The sequence below is a fragment of the Streptomyces sp. M92 genome (assembly GCF_028473745.1).
Taxonomy (GTDB): domain Bacteria; phylum Actinomycetota; class Actinomycetes; order Streptomycetales; family Streptomycetaceae; genus Streptomyces.
On record NZ_CP101137.1, the window covers coordinates 1391922 to 1412753 of the forward strand.

General features: G+C 67.9%; 20 protein-coding genes, 2 rRNA genes and 3 other annotated features. Of the genes, 9 read left to right on the forward strand and 13 right to left on the reverse strand.

The genetic code is table 11. The features are described 5' to 3' along the window. Nucleotides 1–82: 82 nt before the first annotated feature. A 5S ribosomal RNA gene (gene rrf / locus M6G08_RS06145) occupies nucleotides 83–199 on the reverse strand. An 87-nt stretch (nucleotides 200–286) separates the two neighbouring features. Continuing rightward, nucleotides 287–1204 (reverse strand) — a sequence feature (23S ribosomal RNA rRNA prediction is too short). A 176-nt stretch (nucleotides 1205–1380) separates the two neighbouring features. Then, nucleotides 1381–2096 (forward strand) — a sequence feature (23S ribosomal RNA rRNA prediction is too short). Between the two features lie 4 nt (nucleotides 2097–2100). Next, nucleotides 2101–2968, forward strand: a sequence feature (23S ribosomal RNA rRNA prediction is too short). A gap of 100 nt (nucleotides 2969–3068) precedes the next feature. Between rrf (M6G08_RS06145) and rrf (M6G08_RS06150) the strand changes: the two genes are divergently transcribed. Further along, nucleotides 3069–3185 (forward strand): 5S ribosomal RNA (gene rrf, locus M6G08_RS06150). Nucleotides 3186–3246: 61 nt separating this feature from the next. Here rrf (M6G08_RS06150) and M6G08_RS06155 read toward each other — a convergent pair. Both M6G08_RS06155 and M6G08_RS06160 read right to left on the reverse strand, forming a co-directional pair. Then, complete coding sequence (locus tag M6G08_RS06155) at nucleotides 3247–3915, reverse strand: response regulator (protein ID WP_272586176.1); 669 nt, start codon at nucleotides 3913–3915, stop codon at nucleotides 3247–3249. Next, a complete protein-coding gene (locus tag M6G08_RS06160; RefSeq protein ID WP_272586177.1) occupies nucleotides 3912–5165 on the reverse strand; it encodes a sensor histidine kinase in 1254 nt (417 codons plus the stop codon). Before M6G08_RS06160 ends, M6G08_RS06155 begins: the two co-directional genes overlap by 4 nt. A gap of 94 nt (nucleotides 5166–5259) precedes the next feature. Between M6G08_RS06160 and M6G08_RS06165 the strand changes: the two genes are divergently transcribed. Next, a complete protein-coding gene (locus M6G08_RS06165; RefSeq protein ID WP_272586178.1) occupies nucleotides 5260–5823 on the forward strand; it encodes a GNAT family N-acetyltransferase in 564 nt (187 codons plus the stop codon). Between the two features lie 21 nt (nucleotides 5824–5844). On the opposite strand, the gene M6G08_RS06170 is transcribed toward M6G08_RS06165, so the two are convergent. The 8 genes from M6G08_RS06170 to M6G08_RS06205 form a co-directional block, all read right to left on the reverse strand. Then, a complete protein-coding gene (locus M6G08_RS06170; protein ID WP_272586179.1) occupies nucleotides 5845–7320 on the reverse strand; it encodes a type IV secretory system conjugative DNA transfer family protein in 1476 nt (491 codons plus the stop codon). Nucleotides 7321–7342: 22 nt separating this feature from the next. Continuing rightward, nucleotides 7343–8755 carry an ATP-binding protein gene (locus M6G08_RS06175; RefSeq protein ID WP_272586180.1) on the reverse strand — a complete coding sequence of 471 codons (1413 nt, stop codon included), beginning with the start codon at nucleotides 8753–8755 and terminating at the stop codon, nucleotides 7343–7345. A gap of 12 nt (nucleotides 8756–8767) precedes the next feature. After that, a complete protein-coding gene (locus M6G08_RS06180; RefSeq protein ID WP_272586181.1) occupies nucleotides 8768–10327 on the reverse strand; it encodes an SCO6880 family protein in 1560 nt (519 codons plus the stop codon). After that, nucleotides 10324–11667 (reverse strand): hypothetical protein, encoded by a 1344-nt coding sequence (locus M6G08_RS06185; RefSeq protein ID WP_272586182.1) that lies wholly within the window; start codon nucleotides 11665–11667, stop codon nucleotides 10324–10326. Before M6G08_RS06185 ends, M6G08_RS06180 begins: the two co-directional genes overlap by 4 nt. After that, nucleotides 11657–12454, reverse strand: coding sequence for a DUF8175 domain-containg protein (locus M6G08_RS06190; protein WP_272586183.1), 798 nt, complete (start codon nucleotides 12452–12454; stop codon nucleotides 11657–11659). The genes M6G08_RS06185 and M6G08_RS06190 overlap by 11 nt, the downstream gene beginning before the upstream one ends. A gap of 166 nt (nucleotides 12455–12620) precedes the next feature. Next, entirely contained in the window at nucleotides 12621–12929 is a 309-nt protein-coding gene (locus M6G08_RS06195) for a DUF8827 family protein (RefSeq protein ID WP_019326783.1), read from the reverse strand. 277 nt (nucleotides 12930–13206) lie between these two features. After that, nucleotides 13207–13554 (reverse strand): DUF397 domain-containing protein, encoded by a 348-nt coding sequence (locus M6G08_RS06200; protein WP_272586184.1) that lies wholly within the window; start codon nucleotides 13552–13554, stop codon nucleotides 13207–13209. A gap of 11 nt (nucleotides 13555–13565) precedes the next feature. Then, nucleotides 13566–14411, reverse strand: coding sequence for a helix-turn-helix domain-containing protein (locus tag M6G08_RS06205; RefSeq protein WP_272586185.1), 846 nt, complete (start codon nucleotides 14409–14411; stop codon nucleotides 13566–13568). A gap of 177 nt (nucleotides 14412–14588) precedes the next feature. Here M6G08_RS06205 and M6G08_RS06210 point away from each other — a divergent pair, with 177 nt between their 5' ends. The 3 genes from M6G08_RS06210 (at nucleotide 14589) to M6G08_RS06220 (ending at nucleotide 17040) form a co-directional block, all read left to right on the forward strand. Next, a complete protein-coding gene (locus tag M6G08_RS06210) occupies nucleotides 14589–15059 on the forward strand; it encodes an ATP-binding protein (RefSeq protein ID WP_272586186.1) in 471 nt (156 codons plus the stop codon). An 11-nt stretch (nucleotides 15060–15070) separates the two neighbouring features. Continuing rightward, on the forward strand, nucleotides 15071–16090 hold the full coding sequence (locus M6G08_RS06215; protein ID WP_272586187.1) for a C40 family peptidase: 1020 nt from the start codon (nucleotides 15071–15073) through the stop codon (nucleotides 16088–16090). Nucleotides 16091–16329: 239 nt separating this feature from the next. Continuing rightward, nucleotides 16330–17040 (forward strand): phosphatase PAP2 family protein, encoded by a 711-nt coding sequence (locus M6G08_RS06220; protein ID WP_272586188.1) that lies wholly within the window; start codon nucleotides 16330–16332, stop codon nucleotides 17038–17040. 40 nt (nucleotides 17041–17080) lie between these two features. On the opposite strand, the gene M6G08_RS06225 is transcribed toward M6G08_RS06220, so the two are convergent. Further along, nucleotides 17081–17263: a hypothetical protein gene (locus tag M6G08_RS06225; protein WP_272591524.1), complete on the reverse strand. Its 183-nt coding sequence runs from the start codon at nucleotides 17261–17263 to the stop codon at nucleotides 17081–17083. 87 nt (nucleotides 17264–17350) lie between these two features. Between M6G08_RS06225 and M6G08_RS06230 the strand changes: the two genes are divergently transcribed. Further along, nucleotides 17351–18247, forward strand: a complete 897-nt coding sequence (locus M6G08_RS06230) for an SCO4651 family lipoprotein (RefSeq protein WP_272591267.1) — start codon at nucleotides 17351–17353, stop codon at nucleotides 18245–18247. A 68-nt stretch (nucleotides 18248–18315) separates the two neighbouring features. After that, complete coding sequence (locus M6G08_RS06235) at nucleotides 18316–18513, forward strand: hypothetical protein (RefSeq protein ID WP_272586189.1); 198 nt, start codon at nucleotides 18316–18318, stop codon at nucleotides 18511–18513. 51 nt (nucleotides 18514–18564) lie between these two features. On the opposite strand, the gene M6G08_RS06240 is transcribed toward M6G08_RS06235, so the two are convergent. Continuing rightward, the gene (locus M6G08_RS06240) at nucleotides 18565–18951 is read right to left on the reverse strand and encodes a metal-sensitive transcriptional regulator (protein ID WP_272586190.1); all 387 of its coding nucleotides are present in this window, start codon (nucleotides 18949–18951) and stop codon (nucleotides 18565–18567) included. A gap of 245 nt (nucleotides 18952–19196) precedes the next feature. On the opposite strand from M6G08_RS06240, the gene M6G08_RS06245 reads away from it, so the two are divergent. Beyond that, nucleotides 19197–19817: a DUF47 domain-containing protein gene (locus M6G08_RS06245; protein ID WP_030403626.1), complete on the forward strand. Its 621-nt coding sequence runs from the start codon at nucleotides 19197–19199 to the stop codon at nucleotides 19815–19817. A 7-nt stretch (nucleotides 19818–19824) separates the two neighbouring features. After that, complete coding sequence (gene pitH / locus M6G08_RS06250) at nucleotides 19825–20823, forward strand: low-affinity phosphate transporter PitH (RefSeq protein ID WP_073729768.1); 999 nt, start codon at nucleotides 19825–19827, stop codon at nucleotides 20821–20823. Nucleotides 20824–20832: the final 9 nt, after the last annotated feature.

Genomic DNA, 20832 nt, shown 5'->3' on the forward strand with positions numbered 1-20832 from the left:
CGCCCCGCCTTCCCAGCGGTTCTTCCCCTGAAATGCAGAAAGCCCCGCACCGTTCCCGGTGCGGGGCTTTCTCGCAATAATTGTTCGGCGGCGTCCTACTCTCCCACAGGGTCCCCCCTGCAGTACCATCGGCGCTGTAAGGCTTAGCTTCCGGGTTCGGAATGTAACCGGGCGTTTCCCCTACGCTATGACCACCGAAACACTATGAAACTCTCAACCGCACCACGCCTGTGACGAGCGTGGGGTTGTTCGTGGTTTCAGAACCAACACAGTGGACGCGAGCAACTGAGGACAAGCCCTCGGCCTATTAGTACCAGTCAACTCCACACCTTACGGCGCTTCCATATCTGGCCTATCAACCCAGTCGTCTACTGGGAGCCTTACCCCATCAAGTGGGTGGGAGTCCTCATCTCGAAGCAGGCTTCCCGCTTAGATGCTTTCAGCGGTTATCCCTCCCGAACGTAGCCAACCAGCCATGCCCTTGGCAGAACAACTGGCACACCAGAGGTTCGTCCGTCCCGGTCCTCTCGTACTAGGGACAGCCCTTCTCAAGACTCCTACGCGCACAGCGGATATGGACCGAACTGTCTCACGACGTTCTAAACCCAGCTCGCGTACCGCTTTAATGGGCGAACAGCCCAACCCTTGGGACCGACTCCAGCCCCAGGATGCGACGAGCCGACATCGAGGTGCCAAACCCTCCCGTCGAGATGGACTCTTGGTGAAGATCAGCCTGTTATCCCCGGGGTACCTTTTATCCGTTGAGCGACGGCGCTTCCACAAGCCACCGCCGGATCACTAGTCCCGACTTTCGTCCCTGCTCGACCCGTCGGTCTCACAGTCAAGCTCCCTTGTGCACTTACACTCAACACCTGATTGCCAACCAGGCTGAGGGAACCTTTGGGCGCCTCCGTTACTCTTTAGGAGGCAACCGCCCCAGTTACACTACCCATCAGACACTGTCCCTGATCCGGATCACGGACCCAGGTTAGACATCCAGCACGACCAGACTGGTATTTCAACGACGACTCCACCCCTGCGTGCGAGCTTCAAAGGTCTCCCCTCTTCCGACACCGCCCGACCGGAACCCATTCACTTGTAGGCCCGGGTCTGGCCGCCTGCTGAGCACAGCATATTGTACTCTTGGATTTTCCCGAGGGGGCACATACGGCGGTGTTGACACACTGTAGTCCGCGAGTGTCCTTTTACGCCCGCGTGCAGGGTCGACTTACCGCAGATTTCGCTACCTTGATGTTGTGTTAAACCAGCCGTGTCTGCGCGTTATTCTCTAGCTTAGCAGCGATCAAATCAGGGCCCCTAACGTTCAACCGCAAGACGTCTCACTTAAGAAAGTAACCGCTTAAAGGCAGGGGTTGGTTATAACGCAGCGGCTACCCGGGTCGAGGAGAACAACCCCAAAAGCTAAGGGTAAACAGAAACAGCGTGGAAAAGCATTAGATAGGTGGAGGGAATTGGTTTGACGAGGAGTTGAAATAGTTAACCCGAAAGAATAGTATGAGATACTGCACATATCAGTCTTGTAGGGCGGGAAGAAGGAAAGAGATAGGAGGGGAGAGAATGCCTTGTGTGTGTGCATAGCAACAAAAAAGGGAGCGGAAGAGAGTCAAAGGAAGAATTGAGAGAAAAGCCTCTAGCGAGTTTCATGGCGGCCCGTACCCTAAACCGACTCAGGTGGTCAGGTAGAGAATACCGAGGCGTTCGGGTGAACTATGGTTAAGGAACTCGGCAAAATGCCCCCGTAACTTCGGGAGAAGGGGGGCCACACCTGGTGATGATCTTTACGGTCTGAGCTGGGGGTGGCCGCAGAGACCTGCGAGAAGCGACTGAGAACTAACAAAACCGGTCCGTGCTAAGCCTTATGGCGAGGTATCCGGACTGACGCCGGCCCGGTGCTGGATCTTTACGGGGAGCGGTTCGCTGGGATTCGTCCTGGCGAAGATGATAACTTAAGCGCCAGTACACGGGGGTGGTAACTATAACCAGACTAAGGTAGCGAAATTCCTTGTCGGGTAAGTTCCGACCTGCACGAATGGCGTAACGACTTCTCGACTGTCTCAACCCTAGGCCCGGTGAAATTGCACTACGAGTAAAGATGCTCGTTTCGCGCAGCAGGACGGAAAGACCCCGGGACCTTTACTACAGTTTGATATTGGTGTTCGGTTCGGCTTGTGTAGGATAGCTGGGAGACTTTGAAGCTCGCACGCCAGTGTGGGTGGAGTCGTCGTTGAAATACCAGTCTGGTCGTGCTGGATGTCTAACCTGGGTCCGTGATCCGGATCAGGGACAGTGTCTGATGGGTAGTTTAACTGGGGCGGTTGCCTCCTAACGAGTAACGGAGGCGCCCAAAGGTTCCCTCAGCCTGGTTGGCAATCAGGTGTTGAGTGTAAGTGCACAAGGGAGCTTGACTGTGAGACCGACGGGTCGAGCAGGGACGAAAGTCGGGACTAGTGATCCGGCGGTGGCTTGTGGAAGCGCCGTCGCTCAACGGATAAAAGGTACCCCGGGGATAACAGGCTGATCTTCCCCAAGAGTCCATATCGACGGGATGGTTTGGCACCTCGATGTCGGCTCGTCGCATCCTGGGGCTGGAGTCGGTCCCAAGGGTTGGGCTGTTCGCCCATTAAAGCGGTACGCGAGCTGGGTTTAGAACGTCGTGAGACAGTTCGGTCCCTATCCGCTGTGCGCGTAGGAGTCTTGAGAAGGGCTGTCCCTAGTACGAGAGGACCGGGACGGACGAACCTCTGGTGTGCCAGTTGTTCTGCCAAGGGCATGGCTGGTTGGCTACGTTCGGGAGGGATAACCGCTGAAAGCATCTAAGCGGGAAGCCTGCTTCGAGATGAGGACTCCCACCCACTTGATGGGGTAAGGCTCCCAGTAGACGACTGGGTTGATAGGCCAGATATGGAAGCGCCGTAAGGTGTGGAGTTGACTGGTACTAATAGGCCGAGGGCTTGTCCTCAGTTGCTCGCGTCCACTGTGTTGGTTCTGAAACCACGAACAACCCCACGCTCGTCACAGGCGTGGTGCGGTTGAGAGTTTCATAGTGTTTCGGTGGTCATAGCGTAGGGGAAACGCCCGGTTACATTCCGAACCCGGAAGCTAAGCCTTACAGCGCCGATGGTACTGCAGGGGGGACCCTGTGGGAGAGTAGGACGCCGCCGAACAATTGTTGCGAGAAAGCCCCGCACCGGGAACGGTGCGGGGCTTTCTGCATTTCTGGGGTTTTCAGGACGGTTTCACGAGTTTCGTGTCGTACGCCAGGATGACCGCTTGGACGCGGTCGCGTGAGCCGGTCTTGGCGAGGATGCGGCCCACGTGCGTCTTCACCGTCGACTCGGCCAGGTGCAGGCGCTCCGCTATCTCCGTGTTGGTCCAGCCGAGGCCCAGGACGCGCAGGATCTCGCTCTCCCGGTCGGTGAGGGCGGCCAGGCGTGCATCGGGGGAGTCCGGCGTATCCGCAGCAGGAGCCGGCAGATGGTGGACGTAGGCGTCGAGCAGGCGGCGGGTGAGGCTCGGGGCCACCACGGCGTCGCCGGAGGCCACGGCCCGGATGCCGGAGAGCAGTTCTTCGGGCTGGGCGTCCTTGACGAGGAAGCCGGAGGCGCCGGCGCGCAGACCGGCGTAGGCGTACTCGTCGAGATCGAAGGTCGTGAGGATGAGGATCCGGGTGCGGCCTCCGGAGGCGACGATGCGGCGGGTGGCCTCGATTCCGTCCAGGCCGGGCATACGGACGTCCATGAGGACGACGTCGGGGTGGAGTTCGGCCGCCATGCGGGCGGCTTCCGCGCCGTTGGCCGCCTCCCCGACGACCGTCATGTCGTCCTGGCTCTCCAGCAGCATCCGGAAACCGAACCGCTGGAGAGGCTGGTCGTCGGCGATGAGGACGGTGGTCACTGCGGGGACTCCTCCGGGAGGTGTAGATGGACGCGCCAGCCCTGCTCGGGGCGGGGACGCGGGCCGGCCTCAAGTGTGCCGCCGTACAGGGCGGTCCGCTCCCGCATCCCGGGAAGTCCCCGGCCGTCGGTCGTGGCGGCGGGGGCGGCGCGGCCCGTGTCCGTGATCGTGAGGGTGACGGCGCCGCCGTCGCCGTAGGAGAGGTCGATGTCGGCGGTGGCGTCGGGGCCCGCGTGTTTGAGGGTGTTGGTCAGGGCCTCCTGGATCACGCGGTAGACGGCGAGCTGGCGGCCTGCGGGGAGGGCGGGCCGGCCGTCCACGGTGGTGCGGACGGGGAGACCGGCCCGGCGGACGCCGTCGATGAGCGGGGCGAGGTCGGTGAGGGAGGGCTGGGGAGCCAGCTCGGCCGGTTCCTGGCGGCTCTGCTCGTCGTCGCGCAGGACGTCGAGCAGACGACGGAGTTCGCCCATGGCCTGGCGGCTGGTGTTGCCGATCGCGTCGAGGGCCTGCGCGGCGCGCTCCGGGGACTTGGTGGCGGCGTACCGGCCGCCGTCCGCGAGGCCGGTGATGACGGAGAGGTTGTGGCCGATGATGTCGTGCATCTCGCGGGCGATGCGGGCGCGTTCCGCGGCGGCGGCGAGCTGGGCCTGCTGGTCGCGTTCGACCTCCAGGCGCTGGGCGCGGTCCTCGAGGGCGGCGGTGTAGTTCCGGCGGGTGCGGACCGTGACGCCGATGAGGGTCGCCACGCCGATGGAGAGGAGCTGGGAGCCGAACTGCTGGTTCCAGGAGCCGGCGCTGTCCCCGTGCCGGAGGCCGGAGACGAGGACCTGTGTGAGCACCAGGGGAGTCGCCCAGCACAGGGAGCGCAGGGGCCGGCGCAGGGCGATGTGGAAGACGACGAGGAGCTGGAGCATGGCCGCCTGGAGGATGGCGCCGGTCCAGGCGTTGACGACGGCGACCGGGGCCATCGCGAGCAGCACCGCCCCCGGGTGGCTGCGGCGCCACAGGAGAGGGACCGTGAAGCCCAGGGTCATGGCGAGCAGCAGCCAGCCGGGGACGTCCAGGTTGTGGGCGATGTTGCGCCAGCCGCCGCCGGTGTAGTCGATGAGGCCGGCCGTGACCCAGAAGGCGGTGAGGTGCAGGTCCCAGACGAGCGGTCGGCGCCGGTCGAAGGCCCGTACCCGGCGGACGACGCGTTGGACGTGCTCGGTGAGGGGGTCGGCGGCTCTTTCCTCGGTCACGGGCTCCATCGGACCATCGTCGGGCTTCCGGGGCCGGTGGGCGTCCGCCTCGGGGCCGTATATGAGGTGAGGGGCGTAGTACCGGGGTATTACGGTGGCCCGCATGAGTGCCTCGGTCCCCGGTGACTACGTGATCCGCTCCATACGCGCCGACGAGTGGCCCGCCGTGAAGGAACTGCGGCTGCGTGCGCTGCGGGACCCGCTGGCGCACCTCGCGTACCTGGAGACGTACGAGGACGCCGCGGGCCGGCCGGACTCGTACTGGCGGGAGCGGGCGGCGAAGGCGGCCGAGAGCGGGTCCGGGGCGCGGCAGATCGTCGCCGAGGGGCCGGGAGGTGCATGGCTCGGCACGCTGACCGTGCTGGTCGAGGAGGCCGGGACGAACGACTGGGCCGGGTTGCCCGTGGAGCGGCGGCAGGGGCACGTGGTCGGGGTGTTCGTACGGCCCGAGTGGCGGGGGAGCGGGCTCACCAAGGCGCTCTTCGCCGCCGGGCTGGAATGGGCCTGGGCGAGCGGTCTGGAGCGGGTGCGGCTCATCGTCCACCCGGACAACGGGCGGGCGCAGGCCGCCTACCGGAAGGCCGGGTTCGCGCCGAGCGGGCGGACGGTGCCGCTGGTGGGCGGGGAGCCGGGGGAGAGGGAGCTGGAGTTCGTGGTCGAGCGCTGACGCGGCCGCGTGAGCGCGGGCTCAGACCGGGAGTTCGTCGTGGGGCCAGCGGGCACGGCCCTGTTCGCGGGAGCGGAGGAGGGCCAGGGTCGGCAGGCCGAGTTCCGCTCCGCTGGTGAGCAGCTCCGGGAGCTGGGGGAGCGGCGCGACGGCCGCCACGTCGTCCAGGACCAGGGTGAGTGGTGGGTCGAGGCGACCGGAGGATGACCGTTCGGCCATGCGCCGGCCGCTCTCGACCACGCTTGAGACGAGCGCCGTCAGCAGCGGCATCGCGCCGGGGCTCGTCCGAGGGTCCTCGATGGATTTACCCACCACGTAAAGGGTTCCCTGTTCGTGCACGAAGGAATCCAAGGCGAGGGCATCAGTTCGGTTGGGAGTGCAGGCCTCGCGGATGTTGACCGTCGAGAGGGCGGCCAGGGCCCGGCTGGTCAGCTGCTGGGCCATGTCCCGGCGGTCGGGGTGGGCGGTGAGAGCGCCTTCGAGTTCGCCCGCGGCACCGGCTGCGGCCTTGGGGTTGGTACGGAGGATGCGTACGGCGTCCTGGATCTGCAGGCCCTGGGACCAGCGGTGGACGTGGCGGACGGTGCGGCCGTCGACGGCGGCGGCGTGGAGGTAGCTGCGCAGGAGCAGTTCGGCGGTGTCGCCGAGGGCCTGGTCGAGCCGGGCCGTGGGGCGGACCGGCGCGAGGAGCGCGGCCGCCCGGACCGTGGCCGTCTGTCTGTCCTCGCAGCCGGTGGTGGGGGACCAGTGGAGGCGGGCCGGGGTGTCGCAGAGGTGGCCGGGGTCGTAGAGGTGACAGGGGCCCAGTTTGGCGCGGGCGTCCTTGGTGTCCGACCAGAGGCCCGGGTTCGAGGTGATGACGAGGGCGGCGCCTTCTGCTTCGCGCAGGGCGTTGGCGGCGGTTTCGGCGCGGGTGGTCGGGGGGCCGTAGTGGACGGCGCCTTCGGCGCGGGGGGTTTCCCATCCACCCACCCGTCTACTGTCGGCCACAGAGATGAGGGATTCCTCCGCCGGTGCCGGTGCCGGTGCCAATGCCGGTTCCGGCTGTTCTGGTGGCTGCGGGCTCCTCGGGGTCGGGACCTCGTGCACCTGCTCCGGCTCCTGTACGGCCGTCGCCCTCGCCGCAGCCCGCCGCCGCTGCCGTACCGCACGCCACCGCGCCACCGTGCCCATCACGAACACGGTCAGCACGACCAGCACCATCAGCTGGCCGATGAACAGACCCCAGAACAGTCCCCACCCGGAGAGTTCGGAGGCGGGGGTGTCCGGCCAGGCGCCGGGGAGGTCGTGGGGTTCGGCGACCAGGTGACGCATGGCCACGGGCGTGCCGGTGAAGGTCACGCCGGCGGGCCAGGAGCCGTGGGCGAACAGGGCGGCGAGACCGGTCGCCGTCCACACCAGCAGGGTCATGCCGAGAAGGAAGGCGAGTATGCCGATCAGCAGCCCGTCCGGGATGCCGCCGCCCTGACCCTCCCGCCGCCGGTCGTCCGGTCTCATCTGCCCCGTGCCTCCCCCTCGCCTAGGCCACCGTCGATTCGGACGAGTCGCCGATGTGCTGTTCCACGAACGCCGCCGCCCGTTCCTCCGCCTCCAGTTCGGCGGCGCGCAGGGCGTCGTCGCCGAAGTCCGAGGAGGACTCGGTCATCGCCCGGTCGGTGAAGACCAGCGGGCGTTCGGTCTCGGTGATCAGGTGTTTGACCACCTGGACGTTGCCGTTGACATCCCAGACCGCGATGCCGGGCGTGAGGGTCGGGATGATCTCCACGGCCCAGCGCGGCAGGCCCAGGACGCGTCCGGTGGCCCGGGCCTCGTCGGCCTTCTGGGCGTAGATGGTGCGGGTGGAGGCCATCTTCAGGATCGCCGCGGCCTCCCTCGCCGCCGCCCCGTCCACGACGTCCGACAAATGGTGCACCACCGCCACGAACGACAGGCCCAGCCGTCGCCCGAACTTCAGCAGCCGCTGGAACAGCTGCGCCACGAACGGGCTGTTGATGATGTGCCAGGCCTCCTCGACCAGGAAGATGCGCTTCTTCCGGTCGGGGCGGATCCAGGTGTGTTCCAGCCACACGCCCACGATCGCCATCAGGATCGGCATGGCGATGGAGTTGCGGTCGATGTGGGAGAGGTCGAAGACGATCAGCGGGGCGTCCAGGTCGATGCCGACCGTCGTCGGGCCGTCGAACATGCCGCGCAGGTCTCCGTCGACGAGGCGGTCGAGGACGAGCGCCACGTCCAGGCCCCACGCCCGTACGTCGTCTATGGCGACGTTCATCGCCTCGGCCGACTCCGGCTCGGGGTGGCGGAGCTGCTCGACGATGTCGGTGAGGACCGGCTGGCGTTCGACGATGGTCTCGTTGACGTAGGCGTGCGCGACCTTGAGCGCGAAGCCGGAGCGCTCGTCCAGGCCGTGGCCCATCGCGACCTCGATGATCGTGCGGAGCAGCGCGAGCTGGCCCGTCGTCGTGATCGCCGGGTCGAGCGGGTTGAGCCGGATGCCGTGGTCGAGGGCGGCCATCGGGTCGAGGCGGATGGGAGTTATGCCCAGCTCCTCGGCGATGAGGTTCCACTCGCCGACGCCGTCCTCGCCCTGGGCGTCCAGCACGACGACCTGGCGGTCGCGGAAGCGGAGCTGGCGCAGGACGTACGTCTTCTCCAGCGCCGACTTGCCGTTGCCGGACTCCCCGAGCACCAGCCAGTGCGGGGCGGGGAGCTGCTGGCCGTAGAGCATGAAGGGGTCGTAGATGTAGCCCTTGCCGGAGTAGACCTCGCGGCCGATGATCACGCCGGAGTCGCCGAGGCCGGGCGCGGCGGTGGGGAGGTAGACGGCCTGCGCCTGGCCCGTGGAGGTGCGGACGGGGAGGCGGGTGGTCTCCACCTTCCCGAAGAGGAAGGAGGTGAAGGCGTCGGTGAGAACGGTCAGCGGGTCCCGCATCAGGGTCAGCCCCTACCTTCGGATGCCGGTGGCGAACGGAAGTGTGTTCACGAAGGCGCGGTGGTGCTCACGGTCGCACCACTCCAGTTTCAGGTACGACTTTCCGGCCGAGGCCCTTATCGTCCGCTTGTCGCGGGCCAGCGCCTCGGGGGAACGGGAGGAGACGGTGATGTAGCCGACCAGGTTGACGCCGGCCGCGCCGCTGGCGAGGTCCTCGCCCCGCTGGTCCAGGCGGCCGTGGGCGGCGATGTCGCGCGGGTCGACGGTGCGGTTCATCTTGGCGGCGCGGGAGGCCTCGGCCTCGTCGTTGGTCTTCTCGGTCAGCATGCGCTCGATGGCGATCTCGGTGGGTTCGAGATCCATCGTGACGGCGACCGTGCGGATGACGTCCGGGGTGTGGACCAGGAGGGGCGCCAGGAAGTTGACGCCCACCGGGGTCATCGGCCACTCCTTGACCCAGGCGGTGGCGTGGCACCAGGGGGCGCGGGTGGAGGACTCGCGGGTCTTCGCCTGGAGGTAGGTGGGCTCCATGGCGTCCAGCTCGGCCGGCCAGGCGTTGCGCTGGGTCATCGCCTGGATGTGGTCGATCGGGTGGTCCGGGTCGTACATGGCGTGGACGAGCGAGGCGAGCCGCCCCTGGCCCAGCGGCTGGCGTACGCGGATGTCGGCCTCCTGGAGGCGCGAGCAGATGTCGGTCAGCTCGCGCGCCATGACCACCGCGAGGCCCGCGTCCCGGTCCAACTTGCGGCCGTTCTGCGGGCGGGCGGCGCGGGCCATGGCGTTGGCCTCGGCCGCCAGCTCGCGGGTGTAGTGCATGCAGGCGACGAGGTAGGCGCGGTGCTGCTCGCTGCTGGTCGACACCATCGACTGGAGCTGGTCGTACGACTGTCGCAGCCACGGCAGCGCCTTCTCGTCGCCGCGCTGGGCGACGTCCTTGGCGTGCGCGTCGGGGTCGGCCGGGAGGGTGCGGGCGAGCATCTGGATGCGGGTGACGAAACCGTCGCCGTTGGCCACGTGCTTGAGCAGGGTGCCGAAGCGGTCGACGAGGGCTTCCTGGTCCTCGGAGTCGCGCAGGCCGACGCCGGGGCCCTCGATCTCGATGGCGGCCGTCACCGTCTTGCGGTCGGCGTGCAGCAGTACGGCGATCTCGTCCGGCCCGAAGGGTGCGGCCAGCCAGGTGATGCGGCCGATGCCGGGCGGCGGGCCGACCTCGACCTCCCGGCCGTCGAGCCGGGTGCCGGCCTCGATGGCGCCGGAGCGGTACGTGGTGCCGTTGCGGAGCGTCCGCTTGTAGCTGCGGTTGATCTCGAACCACCGGTAGAACGTCCGGTGCTTGTACGGCACGTAGACGGCGGCGAGCGCGAGCAGCGGGAAGCCGACGAGCAGCACGATGCGCAGGGTCAGGACGGGGACGAGGAGCCCGCACATCATGCCGAGGAACGCGCCGACGACGATCAGCGCGATCTCACCGGTCTCGCGGTTGCGGCCGACGATCGCGTTCGGCCGGGCGCGGCCGATGAGATACGTACGGCGGGGCGTGACCGGATGGGACACGTGGGACTCGGTCGTCAACGCCCGTCACCTCCTGTGCTGTTTTTGCTGTTGCGGTTGTTGCTGGCGTGCGGGGTGTTCACCGGGCTGCCGGAGCGCGGTGCGGGCGCGGCGGAGGGGACAGTTCCGCCGCCGCCGTTCGAGGGGCGCGAGCTGTGCGCGGCGACTCCGCCGGAGGCGGGGTTCGAGGGGCGGGACGCGGAGGAGGAACCGCTGCTGCCCTGGCCGCCGCCTCCGCCGTCGCCGTTGTGGCGGGAGCTGTGGGTTCTGATGCCCTGGGCGACCAGGTTGGCCGGGGAGCTGATCACGGCGGCGGCCTTGCCCTCGGCGCCCTGCATGATCCGGTTGTTGCGGCCGCTCGCGATCTCGTCGCCGAAGCCGGGGACGAAGCGGTAGATCATCGCGGACGCGAAGATGGCGAGCAGGATGATCGCGAGCCCGGAGACGACGGCGGAGAAGGCGTCCGGCCCCTCGTCGGCCGACAGGGCCCCGGCGAGCCCGAGCACGATGACGATGACGGGCTTCACCAGAATGACCGCGATCATGATCCCGGCCCAGCGGCGGACGTGACCCCACAGGTTCTTGTCGACCAGGCCGGCGTAGACGACGGTGCCGAGCAGGGCGCCGACGTAGAGCAGCGCGGCGCGGATGACCAGCTCCAGCCAGAGGACGCCGGCGGCGAGGATCGACACCAGGGAGACGACGATCAGCATGATCGGGCCGCCGCCGATGTCCTCGCCCTTCTCCAGGGCGCCGGAGAACGTGCCGAAGAACGTGTTCGTCTGGTCGCCGGTGGCCTTGGCGAGTACGTCCGTGACGGCGTCGGTCGCGGAGACGACCGTGTAGAGGATCAGCGGCGTGAAGGCCGATGCCAGGACGGTGAGCCAGAGGAACCCGATGGCCTCGGAGAGGGCGGTACCGAGCGGGACGCCGCGCACGGCGCGCTTCGCTACCGCGAGGAGCCAGAGGATCAGCGTGAGCACGGTCGACGCCGCGAAGACGACGGCGTACTGCTGGAGGAACTGCGGGTTCGTGAAGTCGACGTTCGCGGTGTCCTCGACGGCGGCGCTGAGCTTGTCGACGGTCCACGCGGCGGCGTCGGCGCAGCCCTTGGCGAGGGAGGAGAGCGGGTCGAGGGTGGAGGAGATCTCCGGGGTGTCGGCTCCGCCGCCGCCTCCTGAGCCGGAGTTGCCGTCTTCGCAGTAGTCCTTGGCGGGGCCGTGAATGAGGTCGCAGGGGTCGTCGCTCGGCGTGGGCGTGGGCGTGGGGGCAGCGAAAGCACGCGTGGTGCAGAGGACGGCCGCCACCTGCACGGCCGCGAGGACACCGGTCAACCTGACGACGCGGCGGTTAGCGGGCATAGCTGAACCCTCCATACTCCTGGACTGCCTTCGCCATCTCGTCCGCGCTGGAGGCCTTGTTGTCGCCGGGGATCGGTGCCGGGCCATCCTTCTGGGAGTGCGTCACGATCTTCCAGTCACCGTCCACCCATTCGAGCTTCATGGTGATGGTGAACCAGCTACTCGTGACCGGGGTTGTGGAGTTCTTACCTGCGAGCCCGAGCAGCCCACTGCACCAGACTTCGACCGTGGCGTTGTCGGCCGAGCTCTCGGTGACCTTGGTACCGATCGGGCTGGTACGGCTCACGAAGGTGTAGCCCTTCGGAGTCGAGCCGTCCTCGTTCAGGCCGACAGCCTTGTTGAACTGAGGGCTATAAGCCTTGTCCAGGGTGGCCTCGAAGTCTGCCGCGCTGGAGGGAACGATGATCGCCTGGAGGATGGAGGACCGCTTGGCCTTGTCGAACATGTCGGCTGACCCCAAAGCCACCGCATAGTTCGCGGCAGCGCTCTGCGCCCCCTGCTCGTCATGGGCGAAGCCCGACTGGACCGGCGTGGTGCCTGTCGGGGCCGTCGATGACGTCTTCGGCTTGTCCGCGGCCGCATCGGAGGAACCGGAGTCCCCTCCTCCACGGTTCGCGAAGGCGATCGCGGCGATGAGGAGGACGACGACGCCGACCACGGTGACCAGGCTTCTGGACGACGAACGGCCGCCGCGCCGGTGCCCGCCCTCGTCCTCGGGCAGCCGCATCCGCGTCCCGCTCCTGCCGCCGTAGCCGCCGGAGGACTGCTGGTCGTCTCCGAGACTCATGCCGCGTACGCCCCCTCGACCTCGTGCCTGCCGTAGAAGTACGACGGTAGCCGTGCTGGTTCCCGCGCGGGCGCGGTGTGGTGACTCGACATCAGGGAAACGCAACCTCAGCCGGTTGGCACGACGGGCGGGTGGGGTGGAGGGTGAGGAACGGACGTGCGCGTGGCTATACGGCCATCCCGTACACGATGGTGAAGAGCGTGCCGAGGGAGCCGATGATGAACACGCCCGTCAGTCCGGCGATGATGAGGCCCTTGCCCTGCTCCGCGCTGAAGGTGTCCCGCAGGGCCGTGGCGCCGATGCGCTGCTTGGCGGCGCCCCAGATGGCGATGCCGAGGCAGAGCAGGATGGCTACGGCCATGACGACCTGGACCATCGTCTTCGCCTCGGCCCCCAGCGCACCGAAGGGGCCCCAGTCGGGAGCGATCCCCCCGATGATGGTGTTGATGTCTCCCTCGTCGGCCGCAAAGAGCATGTAAGTCACCGCCCCTGTTGGGTAGTTCCGCGCCCTCTGCGGACGTGCAGAGGTCAGGCCTCATTGTCGCCGACAAATCCGCCGTCGTATGTCGACTTGGCGTCATTGATTGGCAGGTTTCGTACGGATAGCTTGCCACCGGCCCGCGTCGGCCCCTAGGGGGGTCGTGCGGACCGGTATGCGATGAGTCGTATGGTCACTCTGTGTATCACGCCATGTTACGCCTAGCAATGATGCTGGTGCGCAACCTGTCGCGTGGTTGTGTCGTTGGGCCCTTCTAGGCACCCGCGAAGTGATCGAACTCGCCGGCCTTCACGCCGAGCACGAAGGCGTCCCACTTCTGACGGTCCGTCGTGACGGCGGGGCCGTGGGCGCCGGGGCCCTGGACGCGGACGGGGGCGCCCGCGTCATTCGCGGGAGTGAAAGTGACCTGGACGGGCGCGGGGTGGGTGTTCGCCTTCAGGGCCGTGAGCAGGGCGCCGAAGGCGGCCGGGGGGAGGGTGAGTATGGAGTCGGTGGGGTCGCTGCTCTCGGTGAGATGGACGGCGCCGGGTGTCGTGGCGACGTGGACGCAGGAGTCGCCCTGTGCGCAGTAGGAGGACCTTTGCCAGGCGAGTTGCTTCATGTCGACCTTCCTCACAGTTCTTCCGCGATCTTGTGGATGAGATCCCGTGACCTGTCGGGCGGCAGAGCGCTGGCGTCGATTCGGTCCAGGAGAACCCGGTACTTGTCGAGCTGGGCCCCGGCGTCGAGGAAGACCGGGCCATGGGACTGGTCGAGGTGGACGGTGTCGAGCTGCGGAACGGGGCCGGAGGAGTAGTAGAAGGACTGTCCCGAGCCCGGAAGCATTCCGGCGTCGAACGTCAGGACGCGCAGGGTGATGTGGTCGCGTTCGCTCATGTCGAGCAGGTGGCGTAGCTGCGAGCGCGTGACGTCGGCGCCGCCGAGGCGCATGCGCAGTGCCGCTTCGTGGATGGTCGCCTGATGTGGTGTCGGGGAGGTCCGGAAGATGACCGCCTGACGCTTGATGCGGAAGGAGACCCGGTGCTCGACGTCAGGGGGCGCCATCGCCGGCACGTCCTGGCGGAAGACCTCGCGGGCGTAGTCCGTCGTTTGCAGGAGGCCGGGGATGTGCAGCGTGACGGCTGCGCGCAGGCGCTCGGCGTGGTGCTCCACCTCGGCCAGATCCAGCAGTGCGGCAGGCAGGAGCTCCCGGTACTCCTCCCACCATCCTCGCGTCCGCTCGGTCGCCATGTCGCTGAGCGCGTCGACGAGGGCTTCGTCGCCGCAGTCGTAGTGGCACGCGAGTGCGCGGACCCGCTCGGGGCTCACTCCCGCCCGTGCGGCTTCCACGTTGCTGATCTGGTTCTGCTGTACGCCGAGGAGGCGGCTGGCCTGTGTGGAGGTCAGCCCGGCTCGCTCGCGCAGTTTGCGCAGCTCGGCACCCAAACGGAGTTGACGGCCCGTCGGGTTGCTTCTCACGCCACTCTTGCCTCTCTGTCACTCACACGAGTGTCATCTAAGTTCTTTTCTAGCGCCGTATAAGAACTATGCCTAGCTTACTGGTGGCGCCCCGCCCAGAAGCGCACCGGTCGACGGACCGGCAGGCCACTGGGCACCCGTCCGTCAACCAACTTCCCGCACTGATCGGAGACTTCCATGGCCACCGTAGACCCGTCCTGGGGTTACACCCTCCACCTCCCGCACGATCCACGCGCACCGGGGATCGCCCGCACAACCCTCCGTGCCACCCTCGCCGCGCACGGACTCGGCGAGCTCACGCCCACCGCCGAGCTGCTGGCCGCCGAACTCCTCGCCAACGCCCACCTGCACACCACCGGCCCCTACTCCCTCCGCATCCTGTCGCGCGAGCCGGGGCGGCTCCGGGTCGGTGTGTGGGACACCGACTGGAGGGTGCCGCCCGGCTTCCGGGACGAGGAGCCGCCCGGCGCCGCGGCCCCGGCGGACGCCGAGAGCGGACGGGGGCTTCAGCTGGTGCGGGCCTGTGCGGACGCCGTGGGCGTGTCCGTGCTGCGCGAGCTGGGCGCGTCGAAGGGCGGGAAGCTGCTGTGGGCCGAGTGCCGGAGTCGTCCCGAAGAGAGGCGCGACATGGCTGGAAAGTGTTATTGAACGGCCCGAGGATGGGGGAAGGTTGGGCCATGCGGAAGTTGTGGGTCGGGGCCGGCGTCGCGGTTGCCCTCGGGATGGGCTTCGTGATGCTGCTCGTCGTGGGCGTCTACGTGGTCGCCGGGAACCTGGCCAACGGTGTCGGGGGCGGGTCGAAGAGGCTCGCGAAGGGGTCCGTTCCCGCGGCGTACCAGGCGCTCGTGCAGAAGTGGGGCAATCTCTGCCCGGACATCAACCCCGCGCTGCTCGCCGCCCAGCTCTACCAGGAGAGCGGCTTCAACCCGAAGGCCCAGAGCCACGCGGCCGCGCAAGGGATAGCGCAGTTCATCCCGGGGACCTGGGCCACGCACGGGATCGACGGGGACGGTGACGGGGACCGGGACGTCTGGGACCCGGCGGACGCCATCCCGTCGGCGGCGTCGTACGACTGCACCCTCGCCTCGTACGTGAAGGACGTCCCCGGCAACCCGACCGAGAACATGCTGGCCTCCTACAACGCGGGGGCCGGTGCGGTGATCCAGTACCAGGGCGTGCCGCCGTACAAGGAGACCCGGAACTACGTCAAGGTCATCCGGAGCCTGGAGAAGAGCTTCGCCGCGCCGGAGACCAGGGTCGAACCCTCCGAGCAGGCCGCCGGGGCCATCGCCTACGCGCAGGAGAAGCTCGGGACGCTCTATCTGTGGGGCGGTAACGGGACCGCCGACCAGGGTGGGCGGTTCGACTGTTCGGGGCTGACCAAGGCCGCGTACGAGAGTGTGGGGATCACGCTGCCGCGAGTGGCCAACGACCAGTACAACGCGGGGCCGCATCCGGGGCGGGACGAACTGCTGCCGGGTGACCTCGTGTTCTTCTCGGACGATCTCACCAATTCGCGGGCCATTCGGCATGTGGGGATCTACGTCGGTGGCGGATACATGATCGACGCGCCGCGGCCGGGGGCCGTGATCCGGTTCGATCCGATCGACACCCCGGATTACTTCGGGGCGACCCGGGTGACGGAAGATGGCGCGAAAGCATTGCCCACCACGGTGTGAATGCCATGGTTTGGACACAGCGTGAACCCATGCCCTGAGCTGCGACGACGTGTCTCTCTTCGATAACGTCTGCGTGATCATTCAGTGGAAGGTGGAACGTATCAACGGGGGCCGTGCGTTCCTGTTGTCGTGTAGGTGTGCGGGACAAGAGGAGCCGGCGGATCTACTGACCACGGGGGTGGCAGAGAAAAGGCGTGCGTACGGTGCGCCGCAGGACATGACGAAGGGGCCGCTGCACCATGGCTGGACTCGCCGAATCCGGGTCGAACCCCGACGTCGAGCTGCTCTACGACATCAACGGCCTGGCCAAGGACGCACCGCACTGGTTCGACCGGGTCATGGAGTTCGTCGGTGAGTACGGACTGCTGTTCGCGATCGTGCTGCTGGTGCTGTGGTGCTGGTGGGGCGTGCGGCGGCGGGGCGGTGAGGACGCGGCGTCCTCGGTGGCCGCGCTCGTGTGGGCGCCGCTCGCGGCCGGTGTCGCGGTGCTGGTCAACGTCCCGATACGGGGTTTCGTGGAACGGCCGCGGCCGTTCAAGACCCATGACGGGCTGGAGGTGTTGGTCGCCGGCAAGGACGACTTCTCGTTCGTCAGCGATCACGCCACTCTGTGCATGGCGCTCGCCGTCGCGCTGTTCGTCGCCAACCGGAAGTTCGGGCTCGGCGCGATCGTGCTGGCGGTGTTCGGCGGCTTCATCCGGGTCTACATGGGTGTGCACTACCCGACGGACGTCATCGGAGGCTTCGCCCTCGGTACGGCGGTCGCGCTGCTGCTGTCGCCGGTCGCCATGGCGCTGCTGACGCCGCTGACCCGCGCCGTCGAGCGGTCGCCCCGGGTGGGGTGGCTGGTGCGCGCGCGGGGGCGAGACGGTGCCGACGGGCGCGACGCCGTGATCCCGGGGGCCCGCAGGGAGAGCACCGAGGCGGACGAGCGGGATCTCGCCGCGTAAGGCGGACCTCTCCGTACCGGAAACGCACGCGGCGGCCTTTTCAGGCCGCCGCGTGCGTTTCCGCGTCCGTCCGGGCCTGGCTTCTCGCCCTGCGGGCCGGGCCCCGCCAGCCGCAGCTGCAACGGGCCAGGCAGAAGCGGCCCTGTTCGGCCGTCGTCGTGAGGTGTTCCGGTTCCGGTCCGGGGGCTTCCCCGGGGGCTTCCAGCCCGTCCTGCTGCGCCACGCCGTCCACGTTACCGGCGTCACCCACCCCTCGTTAACCGGGTCGGCAGGGGGTCCGGAGCGGGCGTGACGGCTGGGGTAGGTGGCGATGGTCGGGCGGGAGCGGGAGCGGGAGCGGGAGAGGGAGCGGCGGGGCCGGGTGGCGGTCGGTGGTCTCGCCGTCGTCGGGGGTGTGGTCTGTGTGTGGCTGGCCGGGAGCGGGTGTTCCGGGGAGGGAGCCGCGGTCCAGGGAGCGGGCGGCGGCGATCCGGTCGCCGTGCTGCACCGGGCCGCCGACCGGCTGGTGGCCGCCGGGAGCGCCAAGGCGCGCACCGCGATGGAGATGGCCAGCGGCGGGACGCGGGTCACCATCCGGGGCGAGGGCGTCTACGACTTCGAGCGGCGGTTCGGCAGGCTGGAGGTGCGGCTGCCGCAGGACCCCGCGGGCACGAGCGAGCACCGGCCGATCACCGAACTGCTGGCGCCGGGGGCCCTGTTCATGAAGAACCGGGGGGCCGGCGTGCCCGACGACAAGTGGGTGCGGGTGGAGACCGCCTCGCTGTCCGACGGGAACCTCGTGACCGGCGGCGCGACCGACCCCTTCGCCGCCGCCGAGGTGCTGCGGGGGACGCGGACGGCGACGTACGTGGGGCGGACCGAGGTCGGCGGGACCGAGGTGCGGCACTACCGGGGCACCGCCGACCTGGCGCGGGCGGCGCGGGGCGCGTCCGACGCGAACAAGGAGGCGCTGGCCTCCGCCGCCGAAGGGTTCGCCACCGCCGAGGTGCCCTTCGACGCCTACCTCGACGACGAGGGCCGCATCCGCAAGGTCCGGCACCGCTTCAGCTTCGTCAACGGGCGGGACGAGGGCACCGTCGACGTCGCCTCGACGACGCTGCTCTACGATTTCGGCGCCGCCGTCCGCGTACGGCTGCCGGACGACGCCGACATCTACGCCGGCAAGATCGCCGCGGGGCCGGGCGAGGGGACGGGCGGCAAGAACTAGCCCTTCCGTGCCATGCGCGGTGTGTAGGCCGCTCCCTACTCTAGGAAGTCGGTGACGGCAGAGACGAGGTGACGCGCGTGGCTCCGGTCGGCGGTACGGCGGTTCAGGACCACGTGGCCCTCGCCGAGATCGAGCTGTGCGGCGAGCTGATCATCGCGGCGTCGGCAGCCCGGGAGCGGCTCAGCCTGGAGAGCATCGACGAGGTGCTGCGGGTGGCCGAGGAGCGCAGGGCCGCTCCGGCCGATCGGTATCCGGCCGACCGGTAGTGGCCGACCGGCGCCCGGCAGTGGCCGGCCGCCCTGCGGAGCCGCCCGGGATCAGGTGCGCAGCAGGCGGCCGATCGCCTTCGTCGCCTCCTCCACCTTCGCGTCGATCTCGGCGCCGCCCTTGACGGCCGCGTCGGCGACGCAGTGGCGCAGGTGCTCCTCCAGGAGTTGCAGGGCGAAGGACTGCAGGGCCTTCGTGGAGGCGGAGACCTGGGTCAGTATGTCGATGCAGTAGACGTCCTCGTCGACCATCCGCTGAAGGCCGCGGATCTGGCCCTCGATGCGGCGCAGCCGCTTGAGGTGCTCGTCCTTCTGCTTGTGGTAGCCGTGCACGCCCCGGTCGTGGTCGGTCACGACGTCCGTGCCGTCCGTCTCCACCCCGGTCACCTCGTCGACGGAGGGGGAGGGCGCACCTGCGCCGGCCTCAGTGGTCGTCATCGCGTCCTCCTGTGAGATTGGGCAGATAGCGGACATATACCCCTGGCGGGTATATCGTAACGAACTTTGCGGGGTAAGGGGTCCTTGGAAGAAAACCCTGGCAGTGGCCTGGGCGTCGTCCGGGTGTCGCCCCCCTGCTCATCAGTCTTCCTGATGGGCGACACTGGGGGACGGCCCGTTAGCCGTGGCCGGATGATGCGCCTAGCATCAGCCTGACCGAAACCGATGCACCCCGAGGACCCCACGTGCGCTTTCGTCTGACCCCCAGGGAGACGAGCTTCTACGACATGTTCGCCGCATCCGCGGACAACATCGTCACGGGCTCGAAACTCCTGATGGAACTGCTCGGGGCGGACGCATCCGCCCGGGCCGAGATCGCAGAGCGTATGCGGGCCGCCGAACACGCCGGTGACGACGCCACGCACGCGATCTTCCACCAGCTGAACTCCTCGTTCATCACGCCCTTCGACCGCGAGGACATCTACAACCTCGCCTCCTCCCTCGACGACATCATGGACTTCATGGAGGAGGCCGTCGACCTGGTCGTCCTCTACAACATCGAGGAACTGCCCAAGGGCGTCGAGCAGCAGATCGAGGTGCTGGCGCGGGCGGCGGAACTGACCGCCGAGGCCATGCCGAACCTGCGCACCATGGACAACCTCACCGAGTACTGGATCGAGGTCAACCGGCTCGAGAACCAGGCCGACCAGATCCACCGTAAGCTGCTCGCCCACCTCTTCAACGGCAAGTACGAGGCCATCGAGGTGCTGAAGCTCAAGCAGATCGTCGACGTGCTCGAGGAAGCGGCCGACGCGTTCGAGCACGTGGCGAACACGGTGGAGACCATCGCGGTCAAGGAGTCCTGACCCCTTCATGGACACCTTCGCTCTGGTCGTGACCATCGGGGTCGCGCTCTTCTTCACGTACACCAACGGTTTCCACGACTCGGCGAACGCGATCGCGACGTCCGTGTCGACGCGTGCGCTGACGCCCCGCGCGGCGCTCGCGATGGCCGCCGTCATGAATCTCGCCGGCGCGTTCCTCGGCTCCGGGGTCGCCAAGACCGTCAGCGAGGGACTGATCGAGACGCCCGAGGGCTCGAAGGGGATGGGGATCCTCTTCGCGGCGCTCGTGGGCGCGATCGTCTGGAACCTCATCACCTGGTACTTCGGGCTGCCGTCCTCGTCCTCGCACGCGTTGTTCGGCGGGATGGTGGGGGCCGCGCTGGCCGGGAGCACGACCGTGTACTGGCACGGGGTCGTCGACAAGATCGTCATTCCGATGTTCGTGTCGCCGGTGGTCGGCCTGATCGCCGGTTACCTGGTGATGACGGCCATCATGTGGATCTTCCGGCGGGCCAACCCGCACAAGGCGAAGCGGGGTTTCCGTATCGCGCAGACGGTGTCCGCGGCGGGCATGGCGCTGGGGCACGGTCTGCAGGACGCCCAGAAGACCATGGGCATCGTGGTGATGGCGCTGGTCATCGCCGATGTCGAGGACTACGGTGATCCCATTCCGGTGTGGGTGAAGATCGCGTGTGCGCTGATGCTGTCCGCGGGGACGTACGCGGGGGGCTGGCGGATCATGCGGACGCTGGGTCGGAAGATCATCGAGCTGGACCCGCCGCAGGGGTTCGCCGCGGAGACGACGGGGGCGTCGATCATGTTCGGGTCGGCGTTTCTTTTCCACGCGCCGATCTCGACTACGCATGTCATTACGTCGTCGATCATGGGTGTGGGAGCCACGAAGCGGGTGAATGCCGTGCGGTGGGGGGTTGCGCGGAACATCATCGTGGGGTGGTTCATCACGATGCCGGCGGCCGCGGTGGTGGCGGCGGTGTCGTTCTGGGTGGTCAATCTGGTGTTCCTGTAGTTCCGGGCT

Bases quoted from the DNA above. Each gene is read 5' to 3' on its own strand.
- M6G08_RS06160 (WP_272586177.1), bottom strand. From the start codon at position 5,165: ATGGAGCCCGTGACCGAGGAAAGAGCCGCCGACCCCCTCACCGAGCAC.
- M6G08_RS06165 (WP_272586178.1), top strand. From the start codon at position 5,260: ATGAGTGCCTCGGTCCCCGGTGACTACGTGATCCGCTCCATACGCGCC.
- M6G08_RS06170 (WP_272586179.1), bottom strand. From the start codon at position 7,320: ATGAGACCGGACGACCGGCGGCGGGAGGGTCAGGGCGGCGGCATCCCG.
- M6G08_RS06175 (WP_272586180.1), bottom strand. From the start codon at position 8,755: ATGCGGGACCCGCTGACCGTTCTCACCGACGCCTTCACCTCCTTCCTC.
- M6G08_RS06185 (WP_272586182.1), bottom strand. From the start codon at position 11,667: ATGCCCGCTAACCGCCGCGTCGTCAGGTTGACCGGTGTCCTCGCGGCC.
- M6G08_RS06190 (WP_272586183.1), bottom strand. From the start codon at position 12,454: ATGAGTCTCGGAGACGACCAGCAGTCCTCCGGCGGCTACGGCGGCAGG.
- M6G08_RS06195 (WP_019326783.1), bottom strand. From the start codon at position 12,929: ATGCTCTTTGCGGCCGACGAGGGAGACATCAACACCATCATCGGGGGG.
- M6G08_RS06200 (WP_272586184.1), bottom strand. From the start codon at position 13,554: ATGAAGCAACTCGCCTGGCAAAGGTCCTCCTACTGCGCACAGGGCGAC.
- M6G08_RS06210 (WP_272586186.1), top strand. From the start codon at position 14,589: ATGGCCACCGTAGACCCGTCCTGGGGTTACACCCTCCACCTCCCGCAC.
- M6G08_RS06215 (WP_272586187.1), top strand. From the start codon at position 15,071: ATGGGGGAAGGTTGGGCCATGCGGAAGTTGTGGGTCGGGGCCGGCGTC.
- M6G08_RS06220 (WP_272586188.1), top strand. From the start codon at position 16,330: ATGGCTGGACTCGCCGAATCCGGGTCGAACCCCGACGTCGAGCTGCTC.
- M6G08_RS06230 (WP_272591267.1), top strand. From the start codon at position 17,351: ATGGTCGGGCGGGAGCGGGAGCGGGAGCGGGAGAGGGAGCGGCGGGGC.
- M6G08_RS06240 (WP_272586190.1), bottom strand. From the start codon at position 18,951: ATGACGACCACTGAGGCCGGCGCAGGTGCGCCCTCCCCCTCCGTCGAC.
- pitH (WP_073729768.1), top strand. From the start codon at position 19,825: ATGGACACCTTCGCTCTGGTCGTGACCATCGGGGTCGCGCTCTTCTTC.